The organism is Paenibacillus sp. SJS-P3 (genome assembly GCF_056711585.1).
In genome coordinates, this window is sequence record NZ_CM160043.1 from 4,750,897 (window position 1) to 4,776,497 (window position 25,601).

18 protein-coding genes and 1 pseudogene are annotated in these 25,601 nt (G+C 60.1%); 9 read left to right on the forward strand and 10 right to left on the reverse strand.

Annotation, left to right across the window (positions count from 1 at the left end; all coding sequences use genetic code 11):
• Nucleotides 1-111 precede the first annotated feature (111 nt).
• Entirely contained in the window at nucleotides 112-1,410 is a 1,299-nt protein-coding gene (gene rpoN, locus AC06G8_RS21720; RefSeq protein WP_480283926.1) for an RNA polymerase factor sigma-54, read from the reverse strand.
• 159 nt (nucleotides 1,411-1,569) lie between these two features.
• Entirely contained in the window at nucleotides 1,570-3,117 is a 1,548-nt protein-coding gene (pruA, locus tag AC06G8_RS21725) for an L-glutamate gamma-semialdehyde dehydrogenase (protein ID WP_480283927.1), read from the reverse strand.
• Nucleotides 3,118-3,375: 258 nt separating this feature from the next.
• Between pruA and AC06G8_RS21730 the strand changes: the two genes are divergently transcribed.
• From AC06G8_RS21730 to AC06G8_RS21740, 3 genes are all read left to right on the forward strand, one after another.
• Nucleotides 3,376-4,299: a proline dehydrogenase family protein gene (locus AC06G8_RS21730; protein WP_447663215.1), complete on the forward strand. Its 924-nt coding sequence runs from the start codon at nucleotides 3,376-3,378 to the stop codon at nucleotides 4,297-4,299.
• Nucleotides 4,300-4,673: 374 nt separating this feature from the next.
• A complete protein-coding gene (locus AC06G8_RS21735; protein WP_480283928.1) occupies nucleotides 4,674-6,383 on the forward strand; it encodes a sigma-54 interaction domain-containing protein in 1,710 nt (569 codons plus the stop codon).
• A 118-nt stretch (nucleotides 6,384-6,501) separates the two neighbouring features.
• The gene (locus AC06G8_RS21740; protein WP_480283929.1) at nucleotides 6,502-7,041 is read left to right on the forward strand and encodes an N-acetyltransferase family protein; all 540 of its coding nucleotides are present in this window, start codon (nucleotides 6,502-6,504) and stop codon (nucleotides 7,039-7,041) included.
• Nucleotides 7,042-7,130: 89 nt separating this feature from the next.
• Here the strand turns inward: AC06G8_RS21740 and AC06G8_RS21745 are convergent, their stop codons facing one another.
• Nucleotides 7,131-8,519 (reverse strand): sugar phosphate nucleotidyltransferase, encoded by a 1,389-nt coding sequence (locus tag AC06G8_RS21745; RefSeq protein WP_480283930.1) that lies wholly within the window; start codon nucleotides 8,517-8,519, stop codon nucleotides 7,131-7,133.
• A 120-nt stretch (nucleotides 8,520-8,639) separates the two neighbouring features.
• Complete coding sequence (locus AC06G8_RS21750; RefSeq protein ID WP_480283931.1) at nucleotides 8,640-9,539, reverse strand: DUF6492 family protein; 900 nt, start codon at nucleotides 9,537-9,539, stop codon at nucleotides 8,640-8,642.
• A 195-nt stretch (nucleotides 9,540-9,734) separates the two neighbouring features.
• Between AC06G8_RS21750 and pepT the strand changes: the two genes are divergently transcribed.
• Together pepT and AC06G8_RS21760 are read left to right on the forward strand one after the other, a co-directional pair.
• Entirely contained in the window at nucleotides 9,735-10,967 is a 1,233-nt protein-coding gene (gene pepT, locus AC06G8_RS21755) for a peptidase T (RefSeq protein WP_447663419.1), read from the forward strand.
• A 308-nt stretch (nucleotides 10,968-11,275) separates the two neighbouring features.
• Complete coding sequence (locus AC06G8_RS21760) at nucleotides 11,276-12,439, forward strand: glycosyltransferase family 4 protein (protein ID WP_480283932.1); 1,164 nt, start codon at nucleotides 11,276-11,278, stop codon at nucleotides 12,437-12,439.
• A 163-nt stretch (nucleotides 12,440-12,602) separates the two neighbouring features.
• Here the strand turns inward: AC06G8_RS21760 and AC06G8_RS21765 are convergent, their stop codons facing one another.
• From AC06G8_RS21765 to AC06G8_RS21780, 4 genes are all read right to left on the reverse strand, one after another.
• Entirely contained in the window at nucleotides 12,603-13,103 is a 501-nt protein-coding gene (locus AC06G8_RS21765; RefSeq protein WP_480283933.1) for a GyrI-like domain-containing protein, read from the reverse strand.
• A gap of 194 nt (nucleotides 13,104-13,297) precedes the next feature.
• Nucleotides 13,298-13,843: a GrpB family protein gene (locus tag AC06G8_RS21770; protein ID WP_480283934.1), complete on the reverse strand. Its 546-nt coding sequence runs from the start codon at nucleotides 13,841-13,843 to the stop codon at nucleotides 13,298-13,300.
• A gap of 191 nt (nucleotides 13,844-14,034) precedes the next feature.
• Nucleotides 14,035-17,082 carry an efflux RND transporter permease subunit gene (locus AC06G8_RS21775; RefSeq protein ID WP_480283935.1) on the reverse strand — a complete coding sequence of 1,016 codons (3,048 nt, stop codon included), beginning with the start codon at nucleotides 17,080-17,082 and terminating at the stop codon, nucleotides 14,035-14,037.
• Between the two features lie 594 nt (nucleotides 17,083-17,676).
• Complete coding sequence (locus tag AC06G8_RS21780) at nucleotides 17,677-18,579, reverse strand: LysR family transcriptional regulator (RefSeq protein WP_480283936.1); 903 nt, start codon at nucleotides 18,577-18,579, stop codon at nucleotides 17,677-17,679.
• Nucleotides 18,580-19,261: 682 nt separating this feature from the next.
• On the opposite strand from AC06G8_RS21780, the gene AC06G8_RS21785 reads away from it, so the two are divergent.
• The 3 genes from AC06G8_RS21785 to AC06G8_RS21795 are packed head-to-tail and all read left to right on the forward strand — an operon-like array spanning nucleotide 19,262 to nucleotide 20,132.
• Complete coding sequence (locus AC06G8_RS21785) at nucleotides 19,262-19,534, forward strand: hypothetical protein (RefSeq protein ID WP_480283937.1); 273 nt, start codon at nucleotides 19,262-19,264, stop codon at nucleotides 19,532-19,534.
• Nucleotides 19,535-19,594: 60 nt separating this feature from the next.
• Nucleotides 19,595-19,984, forward strand: coding sequence for a hypothetical protein (locus tag AC06G8_RS21790; RefSeq protein WP_480283938.1), 390 nt, complete (start codon nucleotides 19,595-19,597; stop codon nucleotides 19,982-19,984).
• Nucleotides 19,985-20,009: 25 nt separating this feature from the next.
• Nucleotides 20,010-20,132, forward strand: a complete 123-nt coding sequence (locus AC06G8_RS21795) for a hypothetical protein (RefSeq protein ID WP_480283939.1) — start codon at nucleotides 20,010-20,012, stop codon at nucleotides 20,130-20,132.
• 81 nt (nucleotides 20,133-20,213) lie between these two features.
• Here AC06G8_RS21795 and AC06G8_RS21800 read toward each other — a convergent pair whose 3' ends face one another.
• Nucleotides 20,214-22,274, reverse strand: coding sequence for a catalase (locus AC06G8_RS21800; protein WP_480283940.1), 2,061 nt, complete (start codon nucleotides 22,272-22,274; stop codon nucleotides 20,214-20,216).
• 140 nt (nucleotides 22,275-22,414) lie between these two features.
• Nucleotides 22,415-24,166, reverse strand: coding sequence for a methyl-accepting chemotaxis protein (locus AC06G8_RS21805; protein ID WP_480283941.1), 1,752 nt, complete (start codon nucleotides 24,164-24,166; stop codon nucleotides 22,415-22,417).
• Nucleotides 24,167-24,464: 298 nt separating this feature from the next.
• Between AC06G8_RS21805 and AC06G8_RS21810 the strand changes: the two are divergent.
• Nucleotides 24,465-25,488, forward strand: a pseudogene (locus AC06G8_RS21810) (LLM class flavin-dependent oxidoreductase).
• Nucleotides 25,489-25,601 lie beyond the last annotated feature (113 nt).

A 25,601-nucleotide genomic window follows, 5' to 3' on the forward strand; every position in this document is an offset into this window, starting at 1 on the left:
TCCCCTAGCCGCAGACAGTCCCATGCTGCTGCCACCGCCTTCCCCTTTCGCCGCAGCCGTCTGTCGCAAAAAAAACAGAACATGCCTCGTGAGGCATGCTCTGTTCGCAATTTATCGGGGCTTCCGTGCCGAAGAGGACGGGATCCGGAGCTCGTCCCGGTATTTGGCTACGGTTCGGCGGGACAAGGCGATCCCTTCTTCCCCAAGAAGATTCGCGAGCTGCTGGTCCGACCAAGGATGCGCCTTGTTCTCGGCGCCGATCATCGCCTTGAGGCGCTGCTTCGCGGCCGCGGCCGAGGTCCCGTCGCCGCCGTCCGCAGACAGGCTGGCGGAGAAGAACGAGCGGAGGCTGAACACTCCGTGAGGAGTCTGTACATATTTGCCGCTCACCGCACGACTGACCGTGGACTCATGCAGCTGCACGACGGCAGCGATATCTGCAAGCGTCATCGGTCGAAGCGCCGAAGCACCCCCTTCCAGGAAGCCCGGTTGTCCGTCCATGATCGCCTGCAGGACTCTGCGCATCGTCCGTTTGCGCTTCTCCAGGCTCTGCACGATCCACTTGGCCGACCGGTAGCACTCCTCCAGGTAGGCGTCCGCTTCCCCCCGCCTATCCCCGAGGAGCCGGCCGTAGCCGGAATTCACCGACAGCCGCGGCTCCCAAGCGGCATTGAGCTCGATGTCGAAGCCGGAGGCCGTACGCTCGATCCTGGCATCCGGGATGATCGTCTGCGGCTTGCAGGGAGAGATTCCGGCGCAGGGGCGTGGACTCAAGCTGCTGATATAAGTGCGGATATCCATGACCTTATAGCGGCTCACGCCAAGGGAAGACGAGACGGCCTCCCATCTCTGGCCGGCCAACTGGTCCAGATGATGCTCCACCGCCTCGGCGGCCAGCGCCGGGCTACGTCCGTCGCGCTCAATCTGCAGCAGGAGGCATTCCTTCAAGCTCCTCGCTCCGACCCCTGCGGGATGGAGCGATTGAAGCTTCCGCAGCGCTTCATCCGCCTCCGCTTGATCGAGTCCAAGCTCGGATGCGATCTCGCCCAGACTCAACTGCAGATAACCGTCGTCGTTCAGGTTGCCCGCCATATAAGCAGCTGCCTGATGGATGCGCCGCGGAAGGGACAGAAGTCGAAGCTGGCCGAGCAGCTCAGCCTCCAGCGTCGGTTCGGCCTCTGCAGCGCGGGAGATCGGATCCCCGGAGAAGGAGGACGATCCGCCTTTGCGTACGGCGCCTCCGGCGCGGGTGCCTTCGTACTCCAGAACCGGGTTCTCCGCCGCAAGTTCCCGCACGTAGCTGTCGAGCTCGCATGCGGGAAGCGTCAGCATATGGATGGATTGCCTGATCTCCGGCGTTACGGCCAGCCTGAGCCTCTGCTCCTGGCGCAGTTCCAGTCCTGTCATCATCCTCTGCCTCCCGGTCCAGACTCTCGCGGCGCTTCATGCCTCCAGTATACCCAAGGGGAGCGGACTATGACAGTCCCGCTCCCCGCCTCGATCCCGCTGCGCTCTCTCCGATACGAGCTGCTTTCTCTCCGAAACGAGCTACATTTTCTCCGACACGAGCTACATTTTCTCCGAGACGAGCTTCGCTTGCGTGAACAGAAGCAGGTAATCGCGTCCGCCCGCCTTGGAATCGGTGCCCGACATATTGAAGCCGCCGAACGGATGGACCCCGACGAGGGCGCCGGTGCATTTGCGGTTGAAGTACAGGTTGCCGGCGAAAAACTCGCGGCGGGCCTTCTCCAGGTTTTCCCGGCTGCGCGATATGACCGCTCCAGTAAGGCCGTAATCCGTATTGTTGGCGAACTCGAGCGCCTCGTCGAAGGAGGATGCCTTGATGAACGCGACAACCGGTCCGAAGATTTCTTCTTGAGCGATGCGGGCCTGGGAGTCCACGTCGGCGAAAATCGTCGGCTCGATGAAATAGCCGGACGGATCGCCCGTGCCGCCGCCCGTCACGAGCCGTCCTTCCTGCTTGCCGATCTCGATGTACTCCTGGATTTTGCGGTAGGCGTTCGCGTCCACTACCGGACCGATATTGGTAGCGGCTTCGGCCGGGTTGCCGATCCGGAGCTGCTTCGTCAGCGCCGTTACTTTCTCCAGCACCGTGTCGTAGACGTCCTCATGAATGATCGCGCGCGAGCAGGCGGAGCATTTCTGTCCGGAGAAGCCGAAGGCCGATGCGGTGATGGCTTCCGCCGCCAGGTCGAGATCGCTGTCGGAGTCGACGACAATAGAGTCCTTGCCGCCCATCTCGGCGATGACGCGCTTGATCCACTTCTGGCCTGGCGCCGTCTTAGCCGCGCGCTCATTGATGCGCAGGCCCACGTCCCGGGAGCCGGTGAAGCTGATGAAGCGGGTCAGAGGATGCTCGACGAGGTAGTCCCCGATTTCTCCTCCCGGTCCGGGCAGAAAGTTGACGACGCCCGCTGGAACGCCTGCTTCTTCGAGCAGCTCCACGAACTTCGCCGCGATGACCGCCGTCGGGCTGGCAGGCTTAAGGACGACGGTATTGCCGGATACGAGCGCGGCCGTCGTCATGCCGGCCATGATGGCCAGCGGGAAGTTCCACGGCGGGATGACGATGCCGACGCCGAGCGGCATGTAATAGAGCTCGTTGTCCTCATCCGCGAGGCGGGTCAGCGGCTGCGGAGCGTGCAGACGCAGCATTTCACGGGCGTAGAATTCCATGAAGTCGATCGCTTCGGCCGTGTCCGCATCCGCTTCCGCACGGTTTTTGCCGGATTCGAACGTCAGCCACGCGGAGAACTCATGCTTGCGGCGGCGCATGATCGCAGCAGCCTTGAACAGGCAGCGGGCGCGGGACTCCGGAGCCATCGTCCTCCAAGTCTTGAACGTGCCGGATGCCGTCTGGATGGCGCGTTCCGCAAGCTCGCGGTCCGCCTGGTGAACGCGGCCGACGACCTGCTTCGTATCGGCCGGATTGATGGAGTCGAGCAGGCTGCCTGTCTCGATCTTCTCGCCGCCGATGACGACCGGATAGGTTCGGCCGAGCTGGGCTTCCACCTTTTTCAAAGCATCGTCGTAGGCTTGGGCGGTCTTTTCATCCTTGAAGTTGGAAAACGGCTCGTTCACAAATTCCTCTCTCATGGTACAGCCTCCTTGGATATCGTTCTTAGCCCTGCGTCTGCATGGCCAGCTCATTTTTTTGTTTCTCAACATAAGTATTCAAGCAAGTTTCATGCCAACTTCCGTCCTTCGTTGACAATGAATGTTTTTTTATTTTTTCAAGCTTGGTTCCCTCGATGTTGGCACGGCGCTTGCTTCTATTATCTGCAGGCACCAATTTCCCGGCTACAATGCTTCGGGAATCTATTTTTCGACGGAGAACGGAAGGGGCAATCGAGGATGGAAATCGGATCCGAGCTGTACCGCAAAACCTTGCTTACGATTACGGGCAACAGCCTGGTAGAGAAACTGACGCTCAAATACGGCAAGAAGCTTGCCGGCAAATTCATAGCAGGGCAAGAGCTTCCGGAAGCGATAGACGCGATCCGGGAATTGAACGGCAAAGGCATCATGGCCACGCTGGATCATCTAGGCGAGGGAATCAAAAGCATGCGGGAAGCCGAGGGCTACCGCAAGGAATACGTCCGGCTCGTCCAGGCGATCGCCGCAGCCGGAGTCGTCTCCAACATCTCTCTCAAGCCGACTCAGATGGGCCTCGCCCTCGATCCCCAGGCTTGTTACGAGAATATCCGCCTGGTCGTGAAGGAAGCGCAGCAATGCGGCAATTTCGTCCGCATCGACATGGAGGACACGCCGTTCACGCAGGCGACGATCGACATCGTCAAGCGTCTGCATGCCGAAGGGCTGACCAACGTCGGCACGGTCATTCAGGCCTACCTGCACCGGACCAAGCAGGATATCGAAGACATGATCGAATCCGGGATCCGGCTGCGCCTCGTGAAGGGAGCCTACAAGGAGCCCGCCGAGGTCGCCATTCAGAAGAAATCGGCCGTCATCGACAATTTCAAGGACATGATCCGCACCCATCTGGACCGCGGCATCTATACCGCCGTCGCGTCTCACGACGATACGATCATCGACTGGACCAAGAAGTATGTGGAAGAGAACGGCATCTCCAAAGACGCCTTTGAATTCCAGATGCTGTACGGCCTCCGCATGTCCTACCAGGCCGAGCTCGCCCGGCAAGGCTACCGCGTCCGCTGCTATGTGCCTTACGGGGCGATGTGGTACCCCTATTACACTCGCCGCCTGGCGGAGAAGCCGGCCAACCTGATGATGGTTCTCAAAAACATGTTCAACTAGATCTCTTCAAAGTGTCTAATTCATTAGACACTTTGGACTTTTTTTGACATGTCTTGCCAGAGGCATTTTCGACCGAAGCCCCTTGCATGCGAGAGCTCGCCTTCAAGCGAACCGTTCCCAGCCGCAGCAAAAAGGGGCTTGTCCGATTTGCTCAAGGCGCATACGGCAATGAATACGTTTCGGGGAGATCGGCTTCTTGATAGATCCGGCGCGTCAGCATTTTCATCTCTCATTCCATGCCAGGCTGCATCCCTCCCAAAGGGATGCAGCTTATTTTTGCGGTTTTGACCAAAAGTGTCAAAATTTTTGTACACTTCTAGCCGCTAGTTCTTATAATAAAGATAACGGTTACAAACAGGATGAGGAGGAATGAGATGAGGCACCAGCTTCCTGCAGGCTGCAGCATCATGACGCAAGACTTTGTCCTATGGACCGAGGAAGAGGCCGGCTCCGGCATTTTGCCCAAGGCGGGCATCGTTGCCTTCATCCGCTCCGCGGAAGGACTCTACGAATGGCTCGTGCCTGGAAGCCCCGGCAATTCCGGCCGGATCGCGGTCCATGCCGTTCCTGAAGGAACCGGACTCGGCGAGCTGGCCGCCATTGCCGGGGACTGTCCCTACGCGCTGCTTACCGGGACATCCGGGCAGCCGAGCGGAATGGTCCGCATGAGCGATGTCCGCCGGGAGCTTGCGCTCGCCTACCGGCAGCTCAAGGCGGGCTTCGACGCGGCTCTGGAAGCCTCGGAGATTGCGATTACGGTCATCAACGAGCACAGCGAGGTGATCGCATGGACTGCCGACGCGGAGCGGATGTTCGGCATCCGCCGCGAGGATATTCTCGGCAAGCAGGCATCGGACTTTTTCCCCAAGGAGCGTCTCCAGGTGCTGCGCACGCTGCATACGGGCGAGGCCGTCCGGCAGATGCAGCATCAGCCGCGGCAGGATATCCACGCCATGATCAACGCCCGCCCGATCGAGCTGGACGGCAAGGTGATCGGGGCGGTAGCGGCGGAGATCGACATCACCTCGCAGATCCGGATGAACAAGCAGCTGTTCACGATGGCGGCCAAAGTCCAGCATTTGGAGCGTGAGGTCGCCAAGCTCAGCCCGACGAGCGATCCTTTCGCCTCCATCAAGGGAACGAGCGCGGCGCTCAAGACATCCGTCGAGACGGCCCGCAAGATCGGCTCCACCCAGGCGACCGCGCTCATCCTCGGCGAGAGCGGGGTCGGCAAGGAGCTCTACGCGCGCGCCATCCATGATTCGAGGGAGAAGGCCGGGGCTCCGTTCATCGCCATCAACTGCGGCGCCATCCCTCCCTCCCTGTTCGAGAGCGAGCTGTTCGGCTATGAGCGAGGAGCGTTCTCCGGCGCCGATCCGAGAGGCAAGAAGGGCAAGATCGAGATGGCCGGAGGTGGCACTCTTTTTCTCGACGAAATCGGGGAAATGCCTCTCGACATGCAGGTCAAGCTGCTGCGCGTACTGCAGGAGAAGAAGTATTACGCGGTCGGCGGCTCGGCCTTGAAGCAGGCGGATTGCCGGATCATCGCCGCCACGAACCGCGATCTCAAGGCCATGATCGCCGACAATAAATTCCGCGAGGATCTGTACTACCGCCTCAATGTCGTCACGCTCGACGTGCCTCCGCTTCGGCATCGGAAGAGCGACATTTATGAGCTGATCCAGGCCTTCCTCTCGGAATTCTCCGTCGCCTACGGCCGGTTCATCGAGGCTTGTCCGAGCGAAGTGGTGCAGGCGATGATGAGCTACGATTGGCCCGGCAACGTCCGGGAGCTGCGCAATGCGGTCGAGAGGCTCGTCATTCTGTCCTCGGACGGAGAGCTCAAGCCGGAGTACTTGCCAGGGCCGGTGCTGAGCGCTCCGGGCTCGGCGGCGCCGGCTGCCCCCGTCAAGGAAGCGCAGGCCGGCGCCCGGCTGCAATCCATGAAGGACGAGGTCGAGAAGCAGAAGATTCTCGAAATGCTGGAAGCCGAAAAAGGCAACAAGCGGGCCGTCGCCAAAAAGCTCGATATCTCGCGGGCGACGCTGTACAACCGGATGAAACGGCTGGGATTGCCGCTTTAGGACGGATGCCGATGGAGCATGGAACCGCCGAGGCTGGACCGATGCGCCGGCGGAGCCTGAGACCGACGCGGTGCGCCGTCCCCTGTGGGACCTAAAGCAGAAAAGAGGGGGGATCGATTTGAATTCGATGAAAATCCGGATACCAAAGCGTGAAGAGGCCGCGTCGATGAACGCTTTTTTCCAGACCGTGATTACGGATACGTTTGCCAAGGAAGGCTTGGACGATCACGCTGATGACTTGGAAAATGAAATCGAAAGCAAGCGGCTCCGCCTGGAGCGCTGCTTCGAAAGTGAAGGCACGGAAGTGCATTTCCTGGTTGCCGAGGTCGACGGAGCCATTGTCGGTTCCATCGAGCACGGTCCTCCAAGCAGCCTGATTCTCGACGTGACCGATGGCGGGTACGGCCATCTTCGGGAGATCGGCACCGTCTTCGTCCATCCCGCCCGCCAGCGGCGCGGGATCGGCAATTCCCTCCTTGAAGGCGCCTTCGCTTCCTTGCGGGAGCGGAGCATCGATGAATTCTGCCTGGACAGCGGGTATAAGAGCGCCCAACGGATCTGGACGAAGAAGTTCGGCGAGCCGGACTACAGGCTGCGAGACTACTGGGGAAAAGACGAGGACCACATGATCTGGAGAAGAAAGGTGCCGCGCCTCTGATCCCTCCTTTCCATACTAAAAGGCCAACGGCTGCGCAATCAGGACCTGATGCGCGGCCAATGGCCTCTTTTTCGCATGGAATGCCGCCGCTACCAGCTCATCAGCAGCCGCTCGATGTCTTTTTCATCCCGTACATCGCCAATCTCGACCTGCATGCAGAGCAGCTCCGTGACGGCCTTCACTCCATGCCTGGCTCCAGGAGGAAACCGCATCACATCCCCGGGTCCGACCGTATAGATCTGGTCCTCGAGCATGAAGCGGCCGGTCCCTGACAGAACCGTCCACACCTCTTCCTTGCGCTCATGCAGATGGTAGCTTGTGTGGCTGCCCGGCTGCAACTCCACGCGCCGCGTAAGCACCGCGCCGTCCTCCGTCTCGGCGTAATCGATCGTCCGGCGTATTCCCCATCGCTTCTCCTCGTACATGGGCAGCCGCGCCTGCTCGCCCAGCATGCTCTTGATGCGGCTCGCCTCGCTCTTGCTGGCGACGAGAATGCCGTCCGGGCTTGCCGCCACGATGACATCGCACAAGCCGATCACATAGATCGGGCTGCTCAGCTCGTTGATCAGATGGGTGTTGTGCGAGCCTTCAGCGATATGTCCAGGCCCGATCTGAGTGCTTCCCATATGGCTGACGAACGTTTCCCAGCTGCCCAGATCATGCCAAGGACCCTCATAGAGAAGCGCCGCCCGGCGGCTGCAGCGCTCGACGACCTCCTCGTCGAAGCTCGCCTCCCGCAGCCCGCGAAAATCCTCTCTCAGCTCCCCGTCCGCGGCCAGCCGCTCGTCGCCGCCCAGCCGCTCCAGCATGTAGCCCAGCCGAAAGGCGAACACACCGCAGTTCCAGAGCGCTCCCCGGCGGATCAAGCTCGCGGCTGCGGGCGGATCGGGCTTCTCCGCGAACCTTTCGACCGGAAACCAGGGCTGCTCCTTGCCATCGCCTGCTCCAGCCGCCTCCTTCTCTCTCTTCCCGCGCGAGGCCCGCTTCTTCCGCTCCGGAACGATATAGCCATATTGGCTGGAGGGATGAGAGGGAGCGGTGCCGACGAGAGCGATGTCCGCACCCGCCTGCTCCAGCGTCTGCGGCAGCCGCTGCAGAAGGTCGAAGAAATCGGACTCCACGAACAAATCGACGGGCAAGACGCAGACGATCTCATCCCGGTCTGCCTTCAGCTCGCCTGCCAGATAGGAGCATGCCTGCGCCACGGCGGCGTAGGTGCCCCGCTTGCGGCTCTCCTCGATAATGGGGATGCCGAGCCCGACATGGCTCCGCGTGATTTCGGCCTGGCTGCGATGCGTCACGATCGCCGCTTGGCCAGCGAGGCCTGCCGCGGCGAGCTGGCGGCAGACGCGTTGGATCATCGACTCCAGGCGTCCGTCTTCGCCAGGGAGGAGTTTCAGGAACAGCTTGGAGCGAACGTCGTTGGACAGCGGCCAGAGCCGCTTGCCGGATCCTCCGGATAGCAGAATGATGCGCAACTGATGACAAGCCTCCTTGCTTCTTGACCTGCTTGGACTCTCTATGTGGAGCGGCTTGCTGGCTGACATCTGGCCGCTCCGCTTCCTGCCCACGGCTTCTTTGGTCAGCACGGGCAGCCATCAGCGATGGCCTCCCTTCAAGGCAGCAACTCCTCCGGGCAGTAATATCCGGCCCTGCAAGGACAGCTGCCTGATCCGGCCCGCCGCCTTGCTTCCACTGCGGACATAGCCTTTGCGTTCATGGAAGCTGACGGAGCGGTATTTCGCCGCAAGCTCCTTGCTGCGCTGCGGCGTCAGCCGGCTCGCCCGCCCATGCAGCCCGCGGTTCAACGCTTTGCGAAGCTGCACGCTGCCGGGATAGCGGCTGTAGACAAAATTCCCATACGTCTCATATTCGCTGAAGCCAAACTGCTTGGTCCGGTCGATGCTCTTGAGAATGGCGCGATGCCAGCTCATGCCGTGCCGCCGCTCGATATCGCGCTTCAGCTTGCGCAGCTTGCTTTTCTCGAACAGCATATAGTGCGTGACGAGCGACCGGGGAGCCGATGGAGCGCGTCCCATCAGCTTTTTGTACGTGCGGAAATACTCCGGCTGGCTCCAGCTCCGGGTATAAAATGTCGTCCGCCCCCCCGAGCGGAACGAATGGGGACGAATCAGCACCGTATCGGCGTCGAGAACGAGAAAATGCTCGGCCTTGACGATCTTGTCGCCGCTAAGCTTGAGCAGCTGCTGGAACAGCCAGCCGGAACGGTCCCACTTGGCCGAGCGGTAGGTGATGTCCTTCTTCGTCAGGGGAAGCACCGTATTTTCGTCCACGAACCTCCACCCATGGGTGCGGCAGGACGCTTGCATTGCTTTCGTACGCGGCGCGACGATGACAATCTCGCCGACGGGGTGCAGAGACTGGCGGCGAACGGCTTGGACGGCATGAGGCAGCGTCCGGAGGTCTTTCTCGATCGCGGGGATAAGCACGTCGATCCGGGTACTGACACCGCCGGATGGGACGGAATGACTGGGCATACAATCATCTCCTGTGCAGGGAGCTGGCTCCATGGCTTTGCCACCAACATATGCCGGCGCCTCCCGCAGCGGTTGGGCAAGCGGCACGAAGAGGCGTCCGCCTTGGGCATGGCCAGCCGGCAATGTTGGCTTAGCCTGTCCCTGCCTGCTATGATGAAAGGACAAAGAGCATTCCGAAGGAGGATAACGATGGAATTGAAGCAGGAATTGATCCGCAGGCTCATCGCCTACGCGCAGGTGGACACGCAGTCGGACGAGAACAGCGAGACTTGTCCTTCCACGCCAGGCCAGCTTGAGCTCGCCCGGCAGCTCGCCGCCGAGCTGAAGGAAATCGGGCTGACGGAGGTATCGCTGGACGATAACGGCTATGTCATGGCGACCCTTCCAGCCACGACGGACAAGCCGGCGCCTACGATCGGCTTTCTCGCCCACATGGACACTTCTCCCGACCTTACCGGGACCAATGTGCGTCCGCAAATCGTCGAGGGCTACGACGGGAGCGATATCGTTCTCGATGCGGAGAACGGCATACTGCTCTCCCCCCGCGAATTCCCTGAGCTGGCCGCCTACAAGGGCCAGACGTTGATTACGACCGACGGCCGCACGCTGCTCGGCGCGGACGACAAAGCAGGCATCGCCGAAATCATGACGGCCATGGCTTATCTGGCCGCTCATCCGGAAATCCCCCACGGCAAGGTGCGCGTCGGCTTCCTCCCGGACGAGGAGATCGGCCGCGGCCCGCATCGCTTCGACGTCGCGGCCTTCAATGCTCAGTTCGCCTACACAATGGACGGCGGCCCGCTGGGCGAGCTGGAGTACGAGAGCTTCAACGCCGCCCAGGCGATCGTCACGATCCAGGGCAAGAGCGTCCATCCCGGCACGGCCAAGGGCAAAATGATCAACTCCTCCGCAATCGGCATGGCTTTCCACGGCAGGCTGCCCGCCGGCGAGGTGCCGGAATTCACGGAAGGTTACGAAGGCTTCTATCACTTGAGCTCGTTTGAAGGCACCGTCGATAAAACCCGGCTCAAGTACATCATCCGCGATTTCGACCGCCAGAGCTTCGAGAACCGCAAGAGCGCCATGGAAACCATCGCCGACGAGTTCCGCCAAACCTACGGCAAGGACAGCATCACGCTGGAGCTGACGGATCAGTACTACAACATGCGGGAGAAGATCGAGCCGGTCATGGAAATCGTGGAGCTGGCCCGCCAGGCGCTGCTGGATTCCGGCGTGGAGCCGATCATCAAGCCGATCCGCGGCGGCACCGACGGCTCCCAGCTCAGCTACATGGGCCTGCCGACGCCGAATATCTTTGCCGGAGGCGAGAACTTCCACGGCCGGTACGAATTCGTATCCGCCGAGAGCATGGAGAAGGCGGCCGAGGTCATCATCCGGATCGTCACGCTGGCGCAGGAGCAGGCTTAGCGGGCTTGCCGGCCTTAGGCCGCGCCAAGGGGCGCCAGCATAGCATCCATTCCAAGCCGCCTGGCGCATCAGCCGGCCGCTTCGGAACGGGCAGAAGGGAATCCGGTCCAAGGACCGGATTCCCTTCTTTTGCTGCCGAGCCTGTCTGAATCCGTTTATTTATCATGACGCTGGCGATGATCCTGCCTTTCAACTGATCCAGAGACCTGGGCGCGGCTTGCTGCCTTCAAACGCTCTCAACAATTCCTTGACGATCCGCTGACAATCTCATGGTACTCTCTTCCCAACCGAGAACGGAGGGATGAGCCATGCGAGTCGCCTTGTTCACCGACACCTATGTGCCTCAGAGAAACGGAGCCGCGCGCACGCTCGGACGTCTGGCCGCTTACCTGGAAAAGAGGGGCATCGAGCCGCTTGTGCTGACGCCCCGCTGCTCCGCCGATGCGGAACAGAGCTTCGTAAGGAGCTACCCCAGCATCCCCTTCTTCCTGTATCCCGAATGCCGGATCGCCATGCCCAATCCCATCGCCCTCAAAGCCGAGCTGAACCGTTTCCGTCCCGACCTGATCCACCTGGCGACTCCGTTCAACATCGGCCTGAGCGGACTTCTTTATGCCCGCAAAAATGCCATCCCCCATGTCGCCTCTTACCACACCCACTTCGACCGGTACCTGGCCTACTACGGCCTTCAGCATGCCTCTGGGCTCTATTGGCGCTATGCCTATTGGTTCCACCGGACATGCGCCGCCACCTTCGTCCCTTCGCGGGAGACGCTGTTCTCCCTCTACCGGCATCGCTTCGGCGGCCTCCGGTTATGGCAGCGGGGAGTGGACTGCAGCGCCTACCACCCGAATCTCAGGTCGCCGGACGAGATCCGCGAGCAATTCGGCCTGCCAGGGAAAAAGCTGGCTCTCTACGTCGGGAGGCTCGCGCCGGAAAAGGATCTCGCCACCCTCGCAGCCGTCATGAACGGGCTGTCCGGCGAAACCCGCGAGCAGCTCCATCTGCTGGTCGTCGGCGACGGCCCGCTGCTGCCCGAGCTGCGCCGCCAGATGCCGGACAACGTCACCTTTGCCGGATACCGGGAAGGCGCGGAGCTGGCGCGTCTGTACGCTTCGGCCGACCTGTTCCTCTTCCCCTCCAGCACGGAGACTTTCGGCAACGTCGTCCTGGAAGCCATGGCAAGCGGGCTTCCGGTCATTGGAGCGGAAGCCGGCGGCGTCAAGGAGCTCGTCCGCCAAGGACGCACCGGCCTCCTGTGTCCTCCCGGCGACTCGGCCTCCTTCATCGATGCTCTTGAGCGGCTGCTTGCCCGTCCCGAGGAGGCCTCATCCATGGGAGAGGCTGGAAGAAGAGAGGCGCTGGGCCGATCCTGGGACCAGGTGCTGGGGGGCATCGTGGATCAGTACGAGGAAATCCTGCGCGCCAAAGCGGAAACCAGCCGCTCCTGGAAAGGGATTTCCGTCTCCTGAAAAGAAGTATTCCTTTGTAATACCAAACATTCCAATTCCATTTCTCTAGACTTGGCGGGCTTTTCTCAATGCCCATGCTCCTGAACGCTTGTTTTCATGACGAGCATCACGGCTCCAAAAAATCCCCTGCAGCCCAAAAGGCCGACAGGGGATTCGTTCTTCGCTAGAGAGCCCGCTCCACGGGAATCAGAATGGCGAACTCCGGATCCCGGTCATAGGGATCCTGGCTCATCGGGTACTCCTCGTAATGAGTCAAGCCTTCGGGAGCGGTCTCCTTCATGCCCTGCTCCCCGATCCAGGCATACAGATTCTTGTAAGAGAGGTCTATGCTCTGCCCTTTGCGATGGAAGCAGCAGGCATAATCCAGCTCCGGGACTGTGATGCCCGTCATGCCTTCCGGAATGGTCTCGGAATGCTGCTCTCCCAGCTTCACGGCCGCATAATGGACAAAACCTTCTGCAGCGGGAAAAGCGTGATAGGACAAGCCGAGCAGCACATCTGTCTGCACCGCCCCTTGAATCTCGCGCAGCCTCTTCTTGAATTGTTCCTGCAAGATCCGGATGCCTCCCGCGCCGGCCTCTGCGAACGTCCCCTCCCACCGAATGCCAACGGCCCGAAAGGCGGGCCGCTTGATCAGCCGAGCCTCGGCGATCTGATTATCCATATTCAATTTCCCTCCTTTAATTTGCCTGTTCTGGAATCATCATACTATACTATATGGACAAATTCTGTCATAGAAAGAGAAGTTTTTGCCTCGAGATGCATAGGACATCCTTTTCGTCGGCAGTCCGTCCCCAGGAGTGCGAAATCTTCCTGCCTCTGCGGTCATGATTCCGCTCAGAACCGGGTTCCAGGGGCTCAGACATCCGATGGCCCAGGGCGCCAGCCCTCCATCTGGGACCAGCTGCCGGCTTCACGAAGAAGCTCCCAGATGATCGGCCCTTTTCCCTCTACGTATGCGGGACGGTCCTCCTTGAACAGGCCCATCAGGCGATGCTTCTCGGCTGCATAACGCCGGCACGCGTCCGGATTTGCTCTCAGATAATCCCGGAACAGCAGTGCGACCTGTTCCGCAAAGCTGCCCGCTTCGCGGACGTGGATATGAGTTCTCCGAGCGCCTGGAAGCTCGCGGAAATACCTCTTCGTCAGGTCTGGGTTTTCTTCGCGGTGCCGAAAGCCAGCCGCTTCCATTCTATCTTTGCATGCACGGAATTCTCCAAACGAAGGTATCGAAATCTGGATATCCACAATAGGCTTGGCATCGAGGCCGGCGACCGACGTCGAGCCGATATGGTCGATGCGCAAGGCGCTCGGACCGAGCTCTCTGCGCAGCTTGTCGGCCGTATCCAGAAAGTACGTCCTCCACTCCGGAGCATGCTCCGAAATTTTCCATTGATCCTCCATGAGCCAGACTCCCCCTCGATTTCCCATCTTTGTCCATTATAACAAGTCTAATGCCGCAATAGAGCAGAGGGTTTCCTCCCAGACAGCCAACCGAGAAAAAACCCGTCCCCCTGAAGGGGACGGGTTGCATTCCGTTCCATGCCGCATATTCCTCCGGCTGCACCCTAAGGATGGATGCTCCGGCGCTTCAATTAGAGCTCGGCCTGCAGGGCCGGCTGGCCCGTTGCGGAAGCCTTGCCCGCAGCCGTGGCAGCATCCCGGCGCTGACGCGCCGACTTGCGGAAGAACAACAGCTCGTAGATGCACGGCACGATGATCAGAGTGAGCACGGTCGCCACGATCAAGCCGCCGATGACGACGATGGCAAGGCTCTGCGATACGATGCTGCCGCTTTCCGAGGATCCGAACACAAGCGGAAGCATGGCGCAGACGGTGGCGACGGCCGTCATCAGAATCGGCCTCATGCGGGTGCCCGCCGCCTCAAGCAGCGCTTCCCGGATGGTCATGCGCTCTTCGTTCTGCTTGACGCGGTCGATGAGCACGATCGCGTTGGTGACGACGATGCCGATCAGCATGAGCGCCCCGAACATCGCCGTGAAGTCCGGCGTCACCTGCGTGACGATCAGACCCAGCACCGCGCCGATCGCGGCCAGCGGCAGCGTGAACATGATGGCGAGCGGAGCCCGCAGCGTCTTGAATGTCAGCACCATGATGAGGTACACGATTCCGATGGAGACGAGCGCGATCATGCCGAGATCGGCGAAATCCTGCGACTGGTCGCTGGAGGCTCCTCCGACGAGAACTTGGACTCCTGCCGGAGCCTTCACTTCATCGGCTGCCTTCTTGATGTCGGCGCCGACGACCGACAGGCGGCTCGGCTCTGCCGATGCGGTAATTCTCACATACGGCTTGCCGTCCTTGAGATAGTACATAGCCGCCTTCTCTTCCTTCTTCCACTGGGCGACGGCCGATACTTGCTTCGGCCCCGCATCCGTCATCACCGTCAGGCCAGGCAGCTCGGAAGCCTTCTCCGGCTTCAGCATCGGCTCCAGAATGACCGGTGTCTGCCTCCCGCCCGCTTCCGTGAGCTGGCCGATCGGAACCGGGTTCAGCATGCCCTGCAGCTGCTGGGCGATCTCCGCCGCCTTGGCCTGCGCCGGATCGACCTCCAGCGTATAGACCTGCTTGCGTTCCTGCTGATTGCTTTCGACCTTCAGCACGTCCTTGACGGGCTTGATCCGGGCCATGACCTCGTCTGCTGTTTTCGACACGGCCGCGATATCGGAGCCGGCGACGTCAACGAACACCTGCGATCCCCCGCCCCCGGACATCATGCTCATCGCCGAAGCGGTCAATTCCGCATCCGGGTATTCGGACTGCTTCGATTTGATCAACTCAATGACAGCTTCGGCATCAGCGCCTTTTTTCATGCCAAGCAGGAAGGTTACCTCCGTCGGGGAGGAGACATCTCCGAATCTGGCTCCATCGGAGCTGTTGCCTGCCGACATATAGACCCAGTCCTGTCCGTCCAGGCCTGTCAGGAACGTCTCCATCTTTTTGCCTTCCTCCAGCAAATGCTCCTGGGTGGCATCGGCCTTGAACGCAAGCGTAATGTTGACGTTGGAAGCGTCCGAGGAGTCGATCGCCCCTTTCGGCATTGCCGCGTAAGCACCGATCGAACCGGCAAGAAGAATGACGGCAGCCGTCAGCGGCACCCATTTGCGGCGCAGGTTCCACTCCAGTATGTTCTGGAAGCGGCGCGACGGCGCATGCTCGGTGATCCGGACGTTGCGGAACATGCGGGAGCTCATGAGCGGGATGACGGTCAGCGCCACAAGCAGCGAGGACAGCAGGGAATACGTCACCGTCAAGGCGAACGGCAGCAGGAACGATTGCAGCGATCCGCGCAGCAGGCCCATCGGCAGGAATACGGCGACGGTCGTCAGCGTAGATGCCGTAATGGCGGTGCCGACCTCCCGCGTCGCATCGATGACCAGCTTCGGCGAGAACGTTTCCTTCTGCAGCCTTCGGAATATATTTTCGATAACGACGATGCTGTCGTCCACCAGCCGGCCGACGGCGACGGCGACGCCGCCGAGCGTAAGGATGTTGAGCGTGACGCCGGAGGCGTCGAGCAGGTACAGTGTCAGGCCGAGCGACAGCGGAATGGATACGATCGTAACCAGCGTCGCCCGGATGTTGCGCATGAAGACGAGAATGACGATCGTCGCGAACAAAGCTCCCAACAGCACCTCGCGCATCATGCTGTTCACGGAATGAACGACCTGCTCGGAGGTGCTCATGAGCACCTTGAGCTGCACGCCCGGCATCTCCTTGCTGAGCTCTTCCGATTTTTGCTCGATCTGCTTGCCGACATCGACCGCATTGGCTCCGGCAGCCTTCGTAAAGGTGAGCACCATCGCATCCTTGCCATCGATGCGGCTGACGTTCTCCCTGCCGCTCTCCCGCTCGACGGATGCCACATCGCCAAGAGTCACGCCGGCCGCCACCGGCAGCTTCTTCAGCGTCGCCTCGTCATGCAGGGTGGAGCTGACGTTCAGGTTGACCGCAGCTCCGTCCAATATGCCCGATCCGACCGATGCGGAGGCGGAGCGGCCGTTCATGACCGCGTAAAGCGACTGCAGAGGAACGCCCTTCTCCTGCAGCTTCGCCGCGTCCGGCACGATCCGGATCTGCGGCTGCGGCTTGCCCGACACGGTTACCGAGCCCATGCCGTCGATGGATTGGAACGATTCCATGATTTCCTTCTGGGCCTGCTCCTGGCGCGCCGCATCCAGGCTGTCGTCGTAGGTGAGCGTAACCCAGCTGATCGGAATCATCGACGTGTTGAGCTGAACAACGTATGGCGCGCCGACGCGCTCCGGCAGCGGCACGGTGGCGATCGCCCTGTCGACTTCAACCTTCGCCTGCTTCATGTCGGCCGACGAATCGAACGATAGATTGATTTGCGAATATCCGTCTCCGGAAGAAGCGAACGACGCCGTTTTTCCTTTGACGCCGGCCGTCGCCTCCTCCATCGGCTTGGTCACCAGCGCCTCCATGGAAGCCGCATCATAACCGGGCCCGATGGCCGTAATGGTCACCTGCGGATTGTCCGCCTCCGGCAAAAACTCCATCGGCAGCTTGGAATAGCTGAATATGCCGAGTCCCAACACCAAAATAACACACAAGATAACCGCGGCTTTGTTGCGGAAAGCCCCTTCGATCAACGACCTCATCCCTTGAATCCTCTCCTCATCCGATTTTCTCTGTCTTTGTATGAAAGCCAGTATCTAGCATACCCGGCGGAAGAGAGAGCGGGAAACGGCTCGGGAACGGGATTGAGTCCCTGCTGAAGACGGGCGGGGCATCGGTCTGGAGGCGGAGGCCGACGGCCGAAACAGCAACATGAAAGCTTCCCGTGCGTCTAAATGTCAGAAGCCTGCAGCCGATGGATAGGGCAGTGCACGAACCCCTGACAGCGGAACCTGAAGGAACGTCCGCAGGAATGATTTCCTGGGCTATCTGTACTGAAGGCGGTCAGCCGTACCAGCTTCCCGCCCAAGCTCCTTATCTGCCAGCCGACGCTTGTGGCTGAGCTTTGAATCGAAACTTTTTTGACGAAAAAGAGGAACGTCTTCGGAAGACGTTTGAATCCTTCCTTGCCAAAAAAGAGACCTGCTCCCATTCGGGACCAAGTCTCCTATTTGCGTTCTCCGACCTTTTTCATCCAGATGCCGCATGAAATCAAGTTTCCATCAGGACCGACGGAGCTCCCCGTCGGTGAAGCCTTCCATCCGGCCTCCGCTTGGCTGGCTATGATGACGGCTGGATCAACCGCTTATGACCTCATGCAGAGCCTCTACATAAGCCGCTCCAAGCTTGGATAGAGCAATATGCCGGTGGCTGATCCAGCCGACCTCGATCGTCTCCTCGCATTCGAGAGGCACGGGAATGATTTCGTTCCCATTGAGATCGGCGCTCAGCACCCCCGTCGAGATCGTATACCCGTTCAGGCCGATCAGCAGATTGAACAGCGTGGCTCTGTCGTTGACCCGGATGCTCTTGGGATGGGAGAGCGTGCTGAGGATCTCCTCCGAGAAATGGAACGAGTTGTACTCCCCCTGGTCGAATGAGAGGTATGGATAGTGCTGAAGATCCTCGATCGTGACGCTAGCCTGCTTGGCGAGCGGATTGCGGATGCTGATGAACACATGGGGCTGTGCCGTGAACAGGGTCCGGAATTCCAGATTGGCCGATGAGAGCAGCTTCTGGATGACCTGGGCATTGAATTCATTGCGGTACAGAATGCCGATCTCGCTGCGCTGCGTTCGCACGTCCTCGATGATTTCATGCGTCTTCGTCTCTCGAAGGGCGAGCTCGTATTCCTCCTGTCCGTATTCCTGCACCAGATGCACGAAAGCATTCACTGCAAAGGCATAGTGCTGGGTCGAGACGGAAAAATGCTGCGGCGACGGCTTGCCGCTGAGGTAGCGGCTCTCCAGAAGCTCAGCCTGCTCGACGACCTGCCGGGCATAGGCGAGGAACTCGGCTCCCTGAGCGGACAAGATGATCCCCTTGTTGGTGCGCCGGAAAATCGTGATCTGCAGTTCATTCTCCAGCTCCTGGATCGCTTTGGACAGGCTCGGCTGCGAGATGAACAGCCGCTTGGCCGCCTCGTTCATCGATCCGCGGACTGCAACTTCAATGACATATTTGAGCTGCTGTAGCGTCATGGACTTCCCCCTTCTAATCTGCATACTCATGGAAATGCAAAGCATTACCTGAATTGACTTGATTTCAGCTATCTTCAACCATGCGGCCAATTCCCGTCCGGAGCGGGCTTTACACTTGCGTCCTTATAGCTGACCTTTCCCCAGGCATTCAGGGCATCCACGCCCAGCCGCCGATCCATGCTGGCGGTGTGCTTGGAGTGGAAGAGGAACAGCAGGAACCGCTCTGAGCTCAGTCTCTTCTCCCAGCATCTCAGCTGGGCGATCCGACGCTCTCCGCAATTCTCTGACATGCAGGCGTCCATCGCCTTCTCGCGCTCGGCCCGCAGGGACGGACTCAGCAGGTTCGAGGGTGACGCTTCTCGGCATCCGGTACAATTCTCTTTCGCTTTTTGACCTCGCATAGGCCGATTATACTGATGCTGCAAGCCTGCTCAAGCCGTACAGCCCAGCCGCATTGCAAGCTTGCGACTCGAGAAGAAAAGATCGTACTCGTATGATATCCTTTCTGTTCTCATAAACCAAGGAGAATGAATGCCGTTATGCCGCCCGATAACCGACCGACTTCCCTACCGGCTCCGCATCCTGTCTCCGCCGCAGCCATCCGAATGGCCCCCGTCCGGCTCTGTGGAGGAGCCGCCCGTTCAGTTGCTGTCCTCCGGCTTTGTGGAGGAGCCCCCCGTTCATGCTGCTGCTGTCCTCCGGCTTCGTGCTGGCGCTCGGCGGCAAGCTCTATGAGCTGACGCTGAGGCTGTTCCTCTACGACCTCACGCATTCCGCAGTCGCGATGTCGGCGATGCGCAGCATCGAATTTCTGCCGAGTCTGCTGATTGCCGTGTTCATAGGCGTCCTGGTCGACCGCTCCCGCAAGAAACGCTGGACGATCCTGTCAGTCTTCTTCCAGACCGCCGTGCTGGCCGGCCTGTACCTGTGGACCGAGAAAAGGGCCCGGCGCTGACCGGGCTTGTCCTCTCCTTCTCGAAGCTGCAGGACGGCTTGCTTCTGACGGCGGCCGCTTATGTTCCCGCCTTGCTGCTGCTCTCGCTGCTCCCGGCAGAGGACCGCTCGCCGCGCCAGAAGCCGGCCGGGCTGGGGCCGGGAGCTGACCGAAGCCTGGCGGGAGCTGCGCAACCGCGCGCTGTGGCAGCTTACACTGCTCTTCGTCTTCATGAACGCCGCATCGGGAATGGTGGATGCGACGGTGATCTTCACGGCCAAGGACCGTCTCTGCCTGAGCTCCGGCATGCTGGGCCTCGTGCTCTCCGCCGCCGGAGCCAGCGGACTGGCCGGCCGCCTGCTGATGCCGCCGCTCAAGCGGCGCTCCGGCTTGGCACGCTGCTCGCCGCAAGCTCGCTGCTGTCGGCTGCCGGCAGCCTGCTGCTTACCCTGGCCGCCTCCACCGGAATGATGGCGGCGGACTGTTCGTCGACGGCATGGCGGGGGCCGTCAGCACGGTCTGCATCTGGACCTACCGGCAGGAATCGACGCCGGCCCATCTGATCGGCCGCATCAACGGCCTCACCGGATCGTTTTTCAAGCTCGGCATGCCGCCTTAGCTCCTTTTGGAAAACGGCTTGAAAAAAGGGTATGACCAAGTAATGCTTGGTCATACCCTTTTTGGAAATGGAAAAGACAACCTACATTTTGCGCGCCCAGTGACGGTGCGCCGCGACCGCTTCGACGAAGGCCTCTGCCGAACCTTCTGCGCTCACGATGCCCGGATCGCCTGCTTGCGCCTTCAATCCGGCCAGCTGCAGCAGCTCCGCGGCATCTTCCGGGCTGCCGAAGCCGATCGCCTTGAAGTGCTGGAACGCTTCCTTCAGGAAGTCCGGCAGCTTCGGATTCGACTTCAGCATCGCGAGGCTCGCTGCGCCGCCGGCGACGAATACGGCGTCGAAGAGCACCGAGTCGCTCGTCAGGAAGCTGTGCGCCGCTTCAACCTCGCTGCCGTCGTCTCCGCTTACCATGCCGAGAATCGAGCTGAGGTATTCCGGCAGCGCTCCGGCCGCCGTCAAGGCAGCGGCCAGCTCCGCCGTCTCCGCGCCGCGGAAGCCGTCCGCGACAACAATCGCCACCTTGCGGTTTTTCGCCGACTTGACCGTATTCATGATGCTGAGGGCCGGCGAGGATGCTTTCACTTCCGAGCCTCCGTTCAGGTCGGCCGGAGGCTGCGCTCCGATGTTGGCCGCGACGGACGCAGCGAGCTTGCCGCTTACTTGCGCGAACATGTCCACGACGCCCTGGCGGATGCTCTTGTCCTTCACATGTCCGAGCTCGAAGCTGAAGGCGGAGATGATATGCTGCTTCTCCACCTCGGACATGCTGTTCCAGAACAGGGTGGCCTGGCTGTAATGATCCTTGAAGCTGTCGCTGCGCTCGCGCGTGACGCGGCCGTCGACCTTCTCCTGGTAATGCTTGTAGCCGTCCTCGGTCGGATGCGGCGAGCCTCCGGCGATGCCGTTCTTGTGATAAGCGACCGGACCGCGGTTGATCGTCATCCGGTGCATGCCGTCGCGCTGGTTGTTGTGGACCGGACACATCGGACGGTTGATCGGAAGTTCGTGGAAGTTCGGACCGCCGAGACGGGACAGCTGCGTATCCGTGTACGAGAACAGCCTTCCTTGCAGCAGCGGATCGTTGGAGAAATCGATGCCCTTGACGAGATGTCCCGGATGGAAGGCGATTTGCTCCGTTTCCGCAAAGAAATTGTCCGTATTGCGGTTAAGGGTCAATTTGCCGATGCGCTGCACGGGCACGAGCTCCTCAGGCCACAGCTTGGTCGGATCGAGAATGTCGAAGTCGAACTTGAACTCGTCCTCTTCCTCAAGCACCTGGATGCCGAACTCGAACTCCGGATACCTGCCGGCCTCGATCGCGTCGTACAGATCGCGGCGGTTGAAGTCCGGGTCCTTGCCGGCGAGCTTCTGAACCTCGTCCCAGACGAGGGAATGGGTGCCGAGCACCGGCTTCCAGTGGAACTTGACGAAGCGCGCCTTGCCCTCGGCGTTGACGAGGCGGAACGTATGGACGCCGAAGCCCTCCATCATGCCGAAGCTGCGCGGCAGCGACCGGTCGGACATCGCCCACATGATCATATGGGCGGTCTCGGTGTTGTTGATGACGAAATCCCAGAACGTATCATGCGCCGACTGGGCTTGCGGAATCTCATTGTGAGGCTCCGGCTTCACCGCATGGATGAAATCAGGAAACTTCATCGCATCCTGGATGAAGAAGACCGGCATATTGTTGCCGACGAGATCGAAGTTGCCTTCCTCGGTGTAGAATTTCACGGCGAAGCCGCGCACGTCGCGGACCGTATCCGCCGAGCCGCGCGAACCCGCTACCGTAGAGAAGCGGACGAATACCGGCGTCTTGGCCGACGGATCCTGCAGGAAGCCGGCTTCCGTCAGCTCCGCCATCGGCTTGTACACCTGGAAGTAGCCATGGGCGCCGAAGCCTCTGGCATGGACGATGCGCTCCGGAATGCGCTCATGGTCGAAATGCGTCATTTTCTCCCGGAAATGGAAATCCTCCATCAAGGTCGGGCCGCGCACGCCGGCCTTCAGGGAATGCTCGTCCTCCGCCACATGCAGGCCTTGATTCGTCGTGAGCTTCTGCCCGTCGTTGTCGACGGTATGCTGCGCAAGCTGCTCGTCCTTGCTCGTTCCGGCTGCGGTCTGCTTCGGGTCTTGGCTCATTCTTCGTATCTCCTCCTTAAGGGGTTGGAAGGTGCTTCGCACGCTGAAAGATCAGCTGAACATTAGCACTTTTTCTTACCCTCCGCTATTCCGGGCCAATCACGCTTGCAGGAGCGGGATGGAACCGAGAAGCAAACGGATCAAAGGGCGGAGATGGCATGGACCACAGGCTGCGGCGCATCGACGGTCGAACGCATGGCCTCTTCTTCGACATGGAAGGCATCCAGCTTCTCCTGAAGCAGCGCCGCTATCGCCTGCAAAGATTCCGCAGAACCGGATATGTCTTGCATCGATGCCATCTGTGCGCTGCATTCATGGGCCGATGATCCGGAATGATCGGCAATCGTGGAAGCAAGCGACAGCAGCTCGTCGCTTGAGGCCAGCATCTGCGCCATGGAAGCCGACAATTCCTCCGTGGAGGCGGATACCTCCTGGGCTTGCTGAGCTACGGTCGTGATGGAATGAGCCACAGAACGGAATGATAATTCGGTATTTCCGATGCTCTCCGACCCCAGCATGACTTCCTCCATTCCTCTATTCACCGCTTGGACCGCCCGGTCCGCATGCTGCGAGATGCCGAACACGAATTCGGAGATGCGGGCCGAAGCTTCCCTCGTTTCTTCCGACAGCTTCTTGACCTCTTGGGCGACGACGGCAAATCCTCTTCCGCTCTCCCCCGCCCGTGCGGCCTCTATGGAAGCATTCAAGGAGAGAAGATTCGTCTGGGAAGCCACATCGTGAATAAAGGCGGCCATCTCCTTGATCCGGGCGGACTGTTCGACCAGATTTCCGACGGTTTCAGCGGCTCCTTCCATGACGGTTTGGATCTCCTTCATTCTTCCCATTGTTTCCGACATCAGGCGGCTCCCCATGTCGGCCTGCTGCAGAGCCTGTTCGGAGGATTCCGACGTAATGGATGCCGCTTCGGCTACACGCTGCAGGCTCAAGGCGCTTTCCTCCATGGCGGTCCGGCTTTCATTCATCCGCTCCCGTTGAGCGGAGGCGGATTCCGCGATAGCGTGGACCGATAGAAAGATACGCTCTGATTTGGAGGCCGCTAATGCCGATGCACCTGCCAGCTGGCGGGATGAAACCGCAAGCTCTCCGGCATTTTGATCGATGGTTCGGAGGAGCTGGCTCAGCTGCTTCTTCATGCCGTTCACGGCGCCGGTCAAAACGTCAAGCTCCTGGATCGAGGCAGGAGGCAGGTCATCTCCGGTCAAGTCCCCCTCTGCGATTCGCTGCGCGGCCCCTGCGGCCTCGTCCACCGGACGAGAGATCCGTCTTGAAATAACAATAGCCGCCGCAGCTCCGAGGAGCAGCGCGAGCACGATCGCCGCGGCCAGCACCTTCTGCACGTCGGCCACTTGCGCCCCCGCCTCTGCTTGAGATTGCGCAAGCTGGCTTTGCTGGAAGAGCTCCAGCTCCTCCGCCGCAGCCGACAGCTTGAGCGCCATAGGGATGCATTGCTCCTCGACCAACTGGATATATCCTGCCGTATCGCCTCTTTGCTTATAGCCGGCTATCGTCGCAACGATGCCGGCATACTCGTTCTCCAGCCGCTCCAGCTTGCTTGCAAGCTCCTTGGATTTCTCCTGCTTCAAGCTGCCCTTGAGCGCCTCCATCCCTGTGGCGAAGGACTGCCGATCGGCCTCGTAAGCGTCGAAGGACGCTTTTTGTTCCGTAATCAGATAGCCGCGGACGTTTTTCGCCTCGCTTGCCGCCAAATATTTCAGATCTTTGATCAGCAGTATTGTTCCGACCCGGTCCTGAATGAGGGATTGATACGTTCGGTGGAGCGAGTTGAGCTGATTCCAGCTCAAGGCTCCGACCAAAAGAGTAAGCGCAAGCACAACGGAGAAGCCTAGCAAAAGATTGGTCCGGATTTTCATCCTCTTTAACCCCCCGATAAAGTTAGTAACACTATTTTTTATTTACACTCACTGGTATATTAAACTTGATCGACAAATTTCGCAAATTTATGACAGTTTTCAACAAAAAAAGAAGCGATTAAACCGACGAAAATAAGTCTCCCATTCAAAAAAATAGACGCCTAAAACCCATCCATGCAGGGTTGTTTTTTCTATCTCCATATCCGACCGCTTCACTTGCTTTTTGAAACCTGATCACGAATAATAAGTAAACAGGGACTTCCGTCCCTGATCAACGCTCCCCAAAGGAGGATGTATGATGACTGCATCTGACCATAAACACATTCCGATCTCGGTGCTGGATCTTGCCCCGGTCGTGGAGGGCTCCACTCCCGCCGAGTCGTTCCGCCGCACGCTCGAGCTGGCGCGCCACGCCGAAGAGCTCGGCTATACCCGCTACTGGCTGGCGGAGCATCACAACATGCCCGGCGTGTCCAGCTCGGCCACCTCGCTGGTGATCGGGCATGTCGCGGGAGGCACGAGCCGCATCCGCGTCGGCTCCGGAGGCATCATGCTCCCGAACCATGCCCCGCTCCAGATCGCCGAGCAATTCGGCACGCTGGAATCGCTCTACCCCGGCCGGATCGATCTCGGCCTCGGCCGCGCGCCGGGCTCCGATCAGCCGGCATCCCGCGCGCTGCGCCGAGGCCTGACGGCCGGCGGCCAGGACTTCCCTGAGCTGCTCAGCGAGCTTCGCGGCTACTTCGATCCGTCTCTAGGCACAGGCCGCTCCCGGCGTGCGTGCCGTTCCCGGCGAAGGGCTCGACATTCCGATCTGGCTGCTCGGATCCAGCGGCTTCAGCGCCCAGCTGGCCGGAGAGCTCGGCCTGCCGTTCTCGTTCGCCAGCCACTTCGCTCCGGATTATCTGATCCCGGCGCTCCATCTATATCGCAGCAGCTTCAAGCCATCTCGTCACCTGGACAAGCCGTATGCCATGGTGGCCGTCAATATCGTGGCCGCGGATTCCGAAGCCCAGGCGGCTTATCTGGCCACCTCCCAGCAGCAGCAGTTCCTGAACATCGTACGCGGACGCACGGGCATGCTGAAGCCGCCAGTGGACAGCATGGACGGATTGTGGTCGGAACAGGAGAAGGCGGTTCTCGCCAGTACTCTCCGCTACTCGATCGTCGGAACGGCGGAGACGATCAAAACCCGTCTTCCGGAAATTCAACAAGAGACCGGAGCGGATGAATTCATCATTGCCGGCCAAATCTACGATCAAGAGGCCAGGCTGAAATCATACCGGATCGCAGCCGAAGCCGTGAACGAATGGAATAGCTGAACGGCAAAGACCGGTATATCCAGCGCTGTTCAGCTGAATATACCGGTCTTTTTTTATTGATAGCGTTTGTAAGAAACTGTATACTATAGAAGGCCGCTCCAATTGTTTTTACT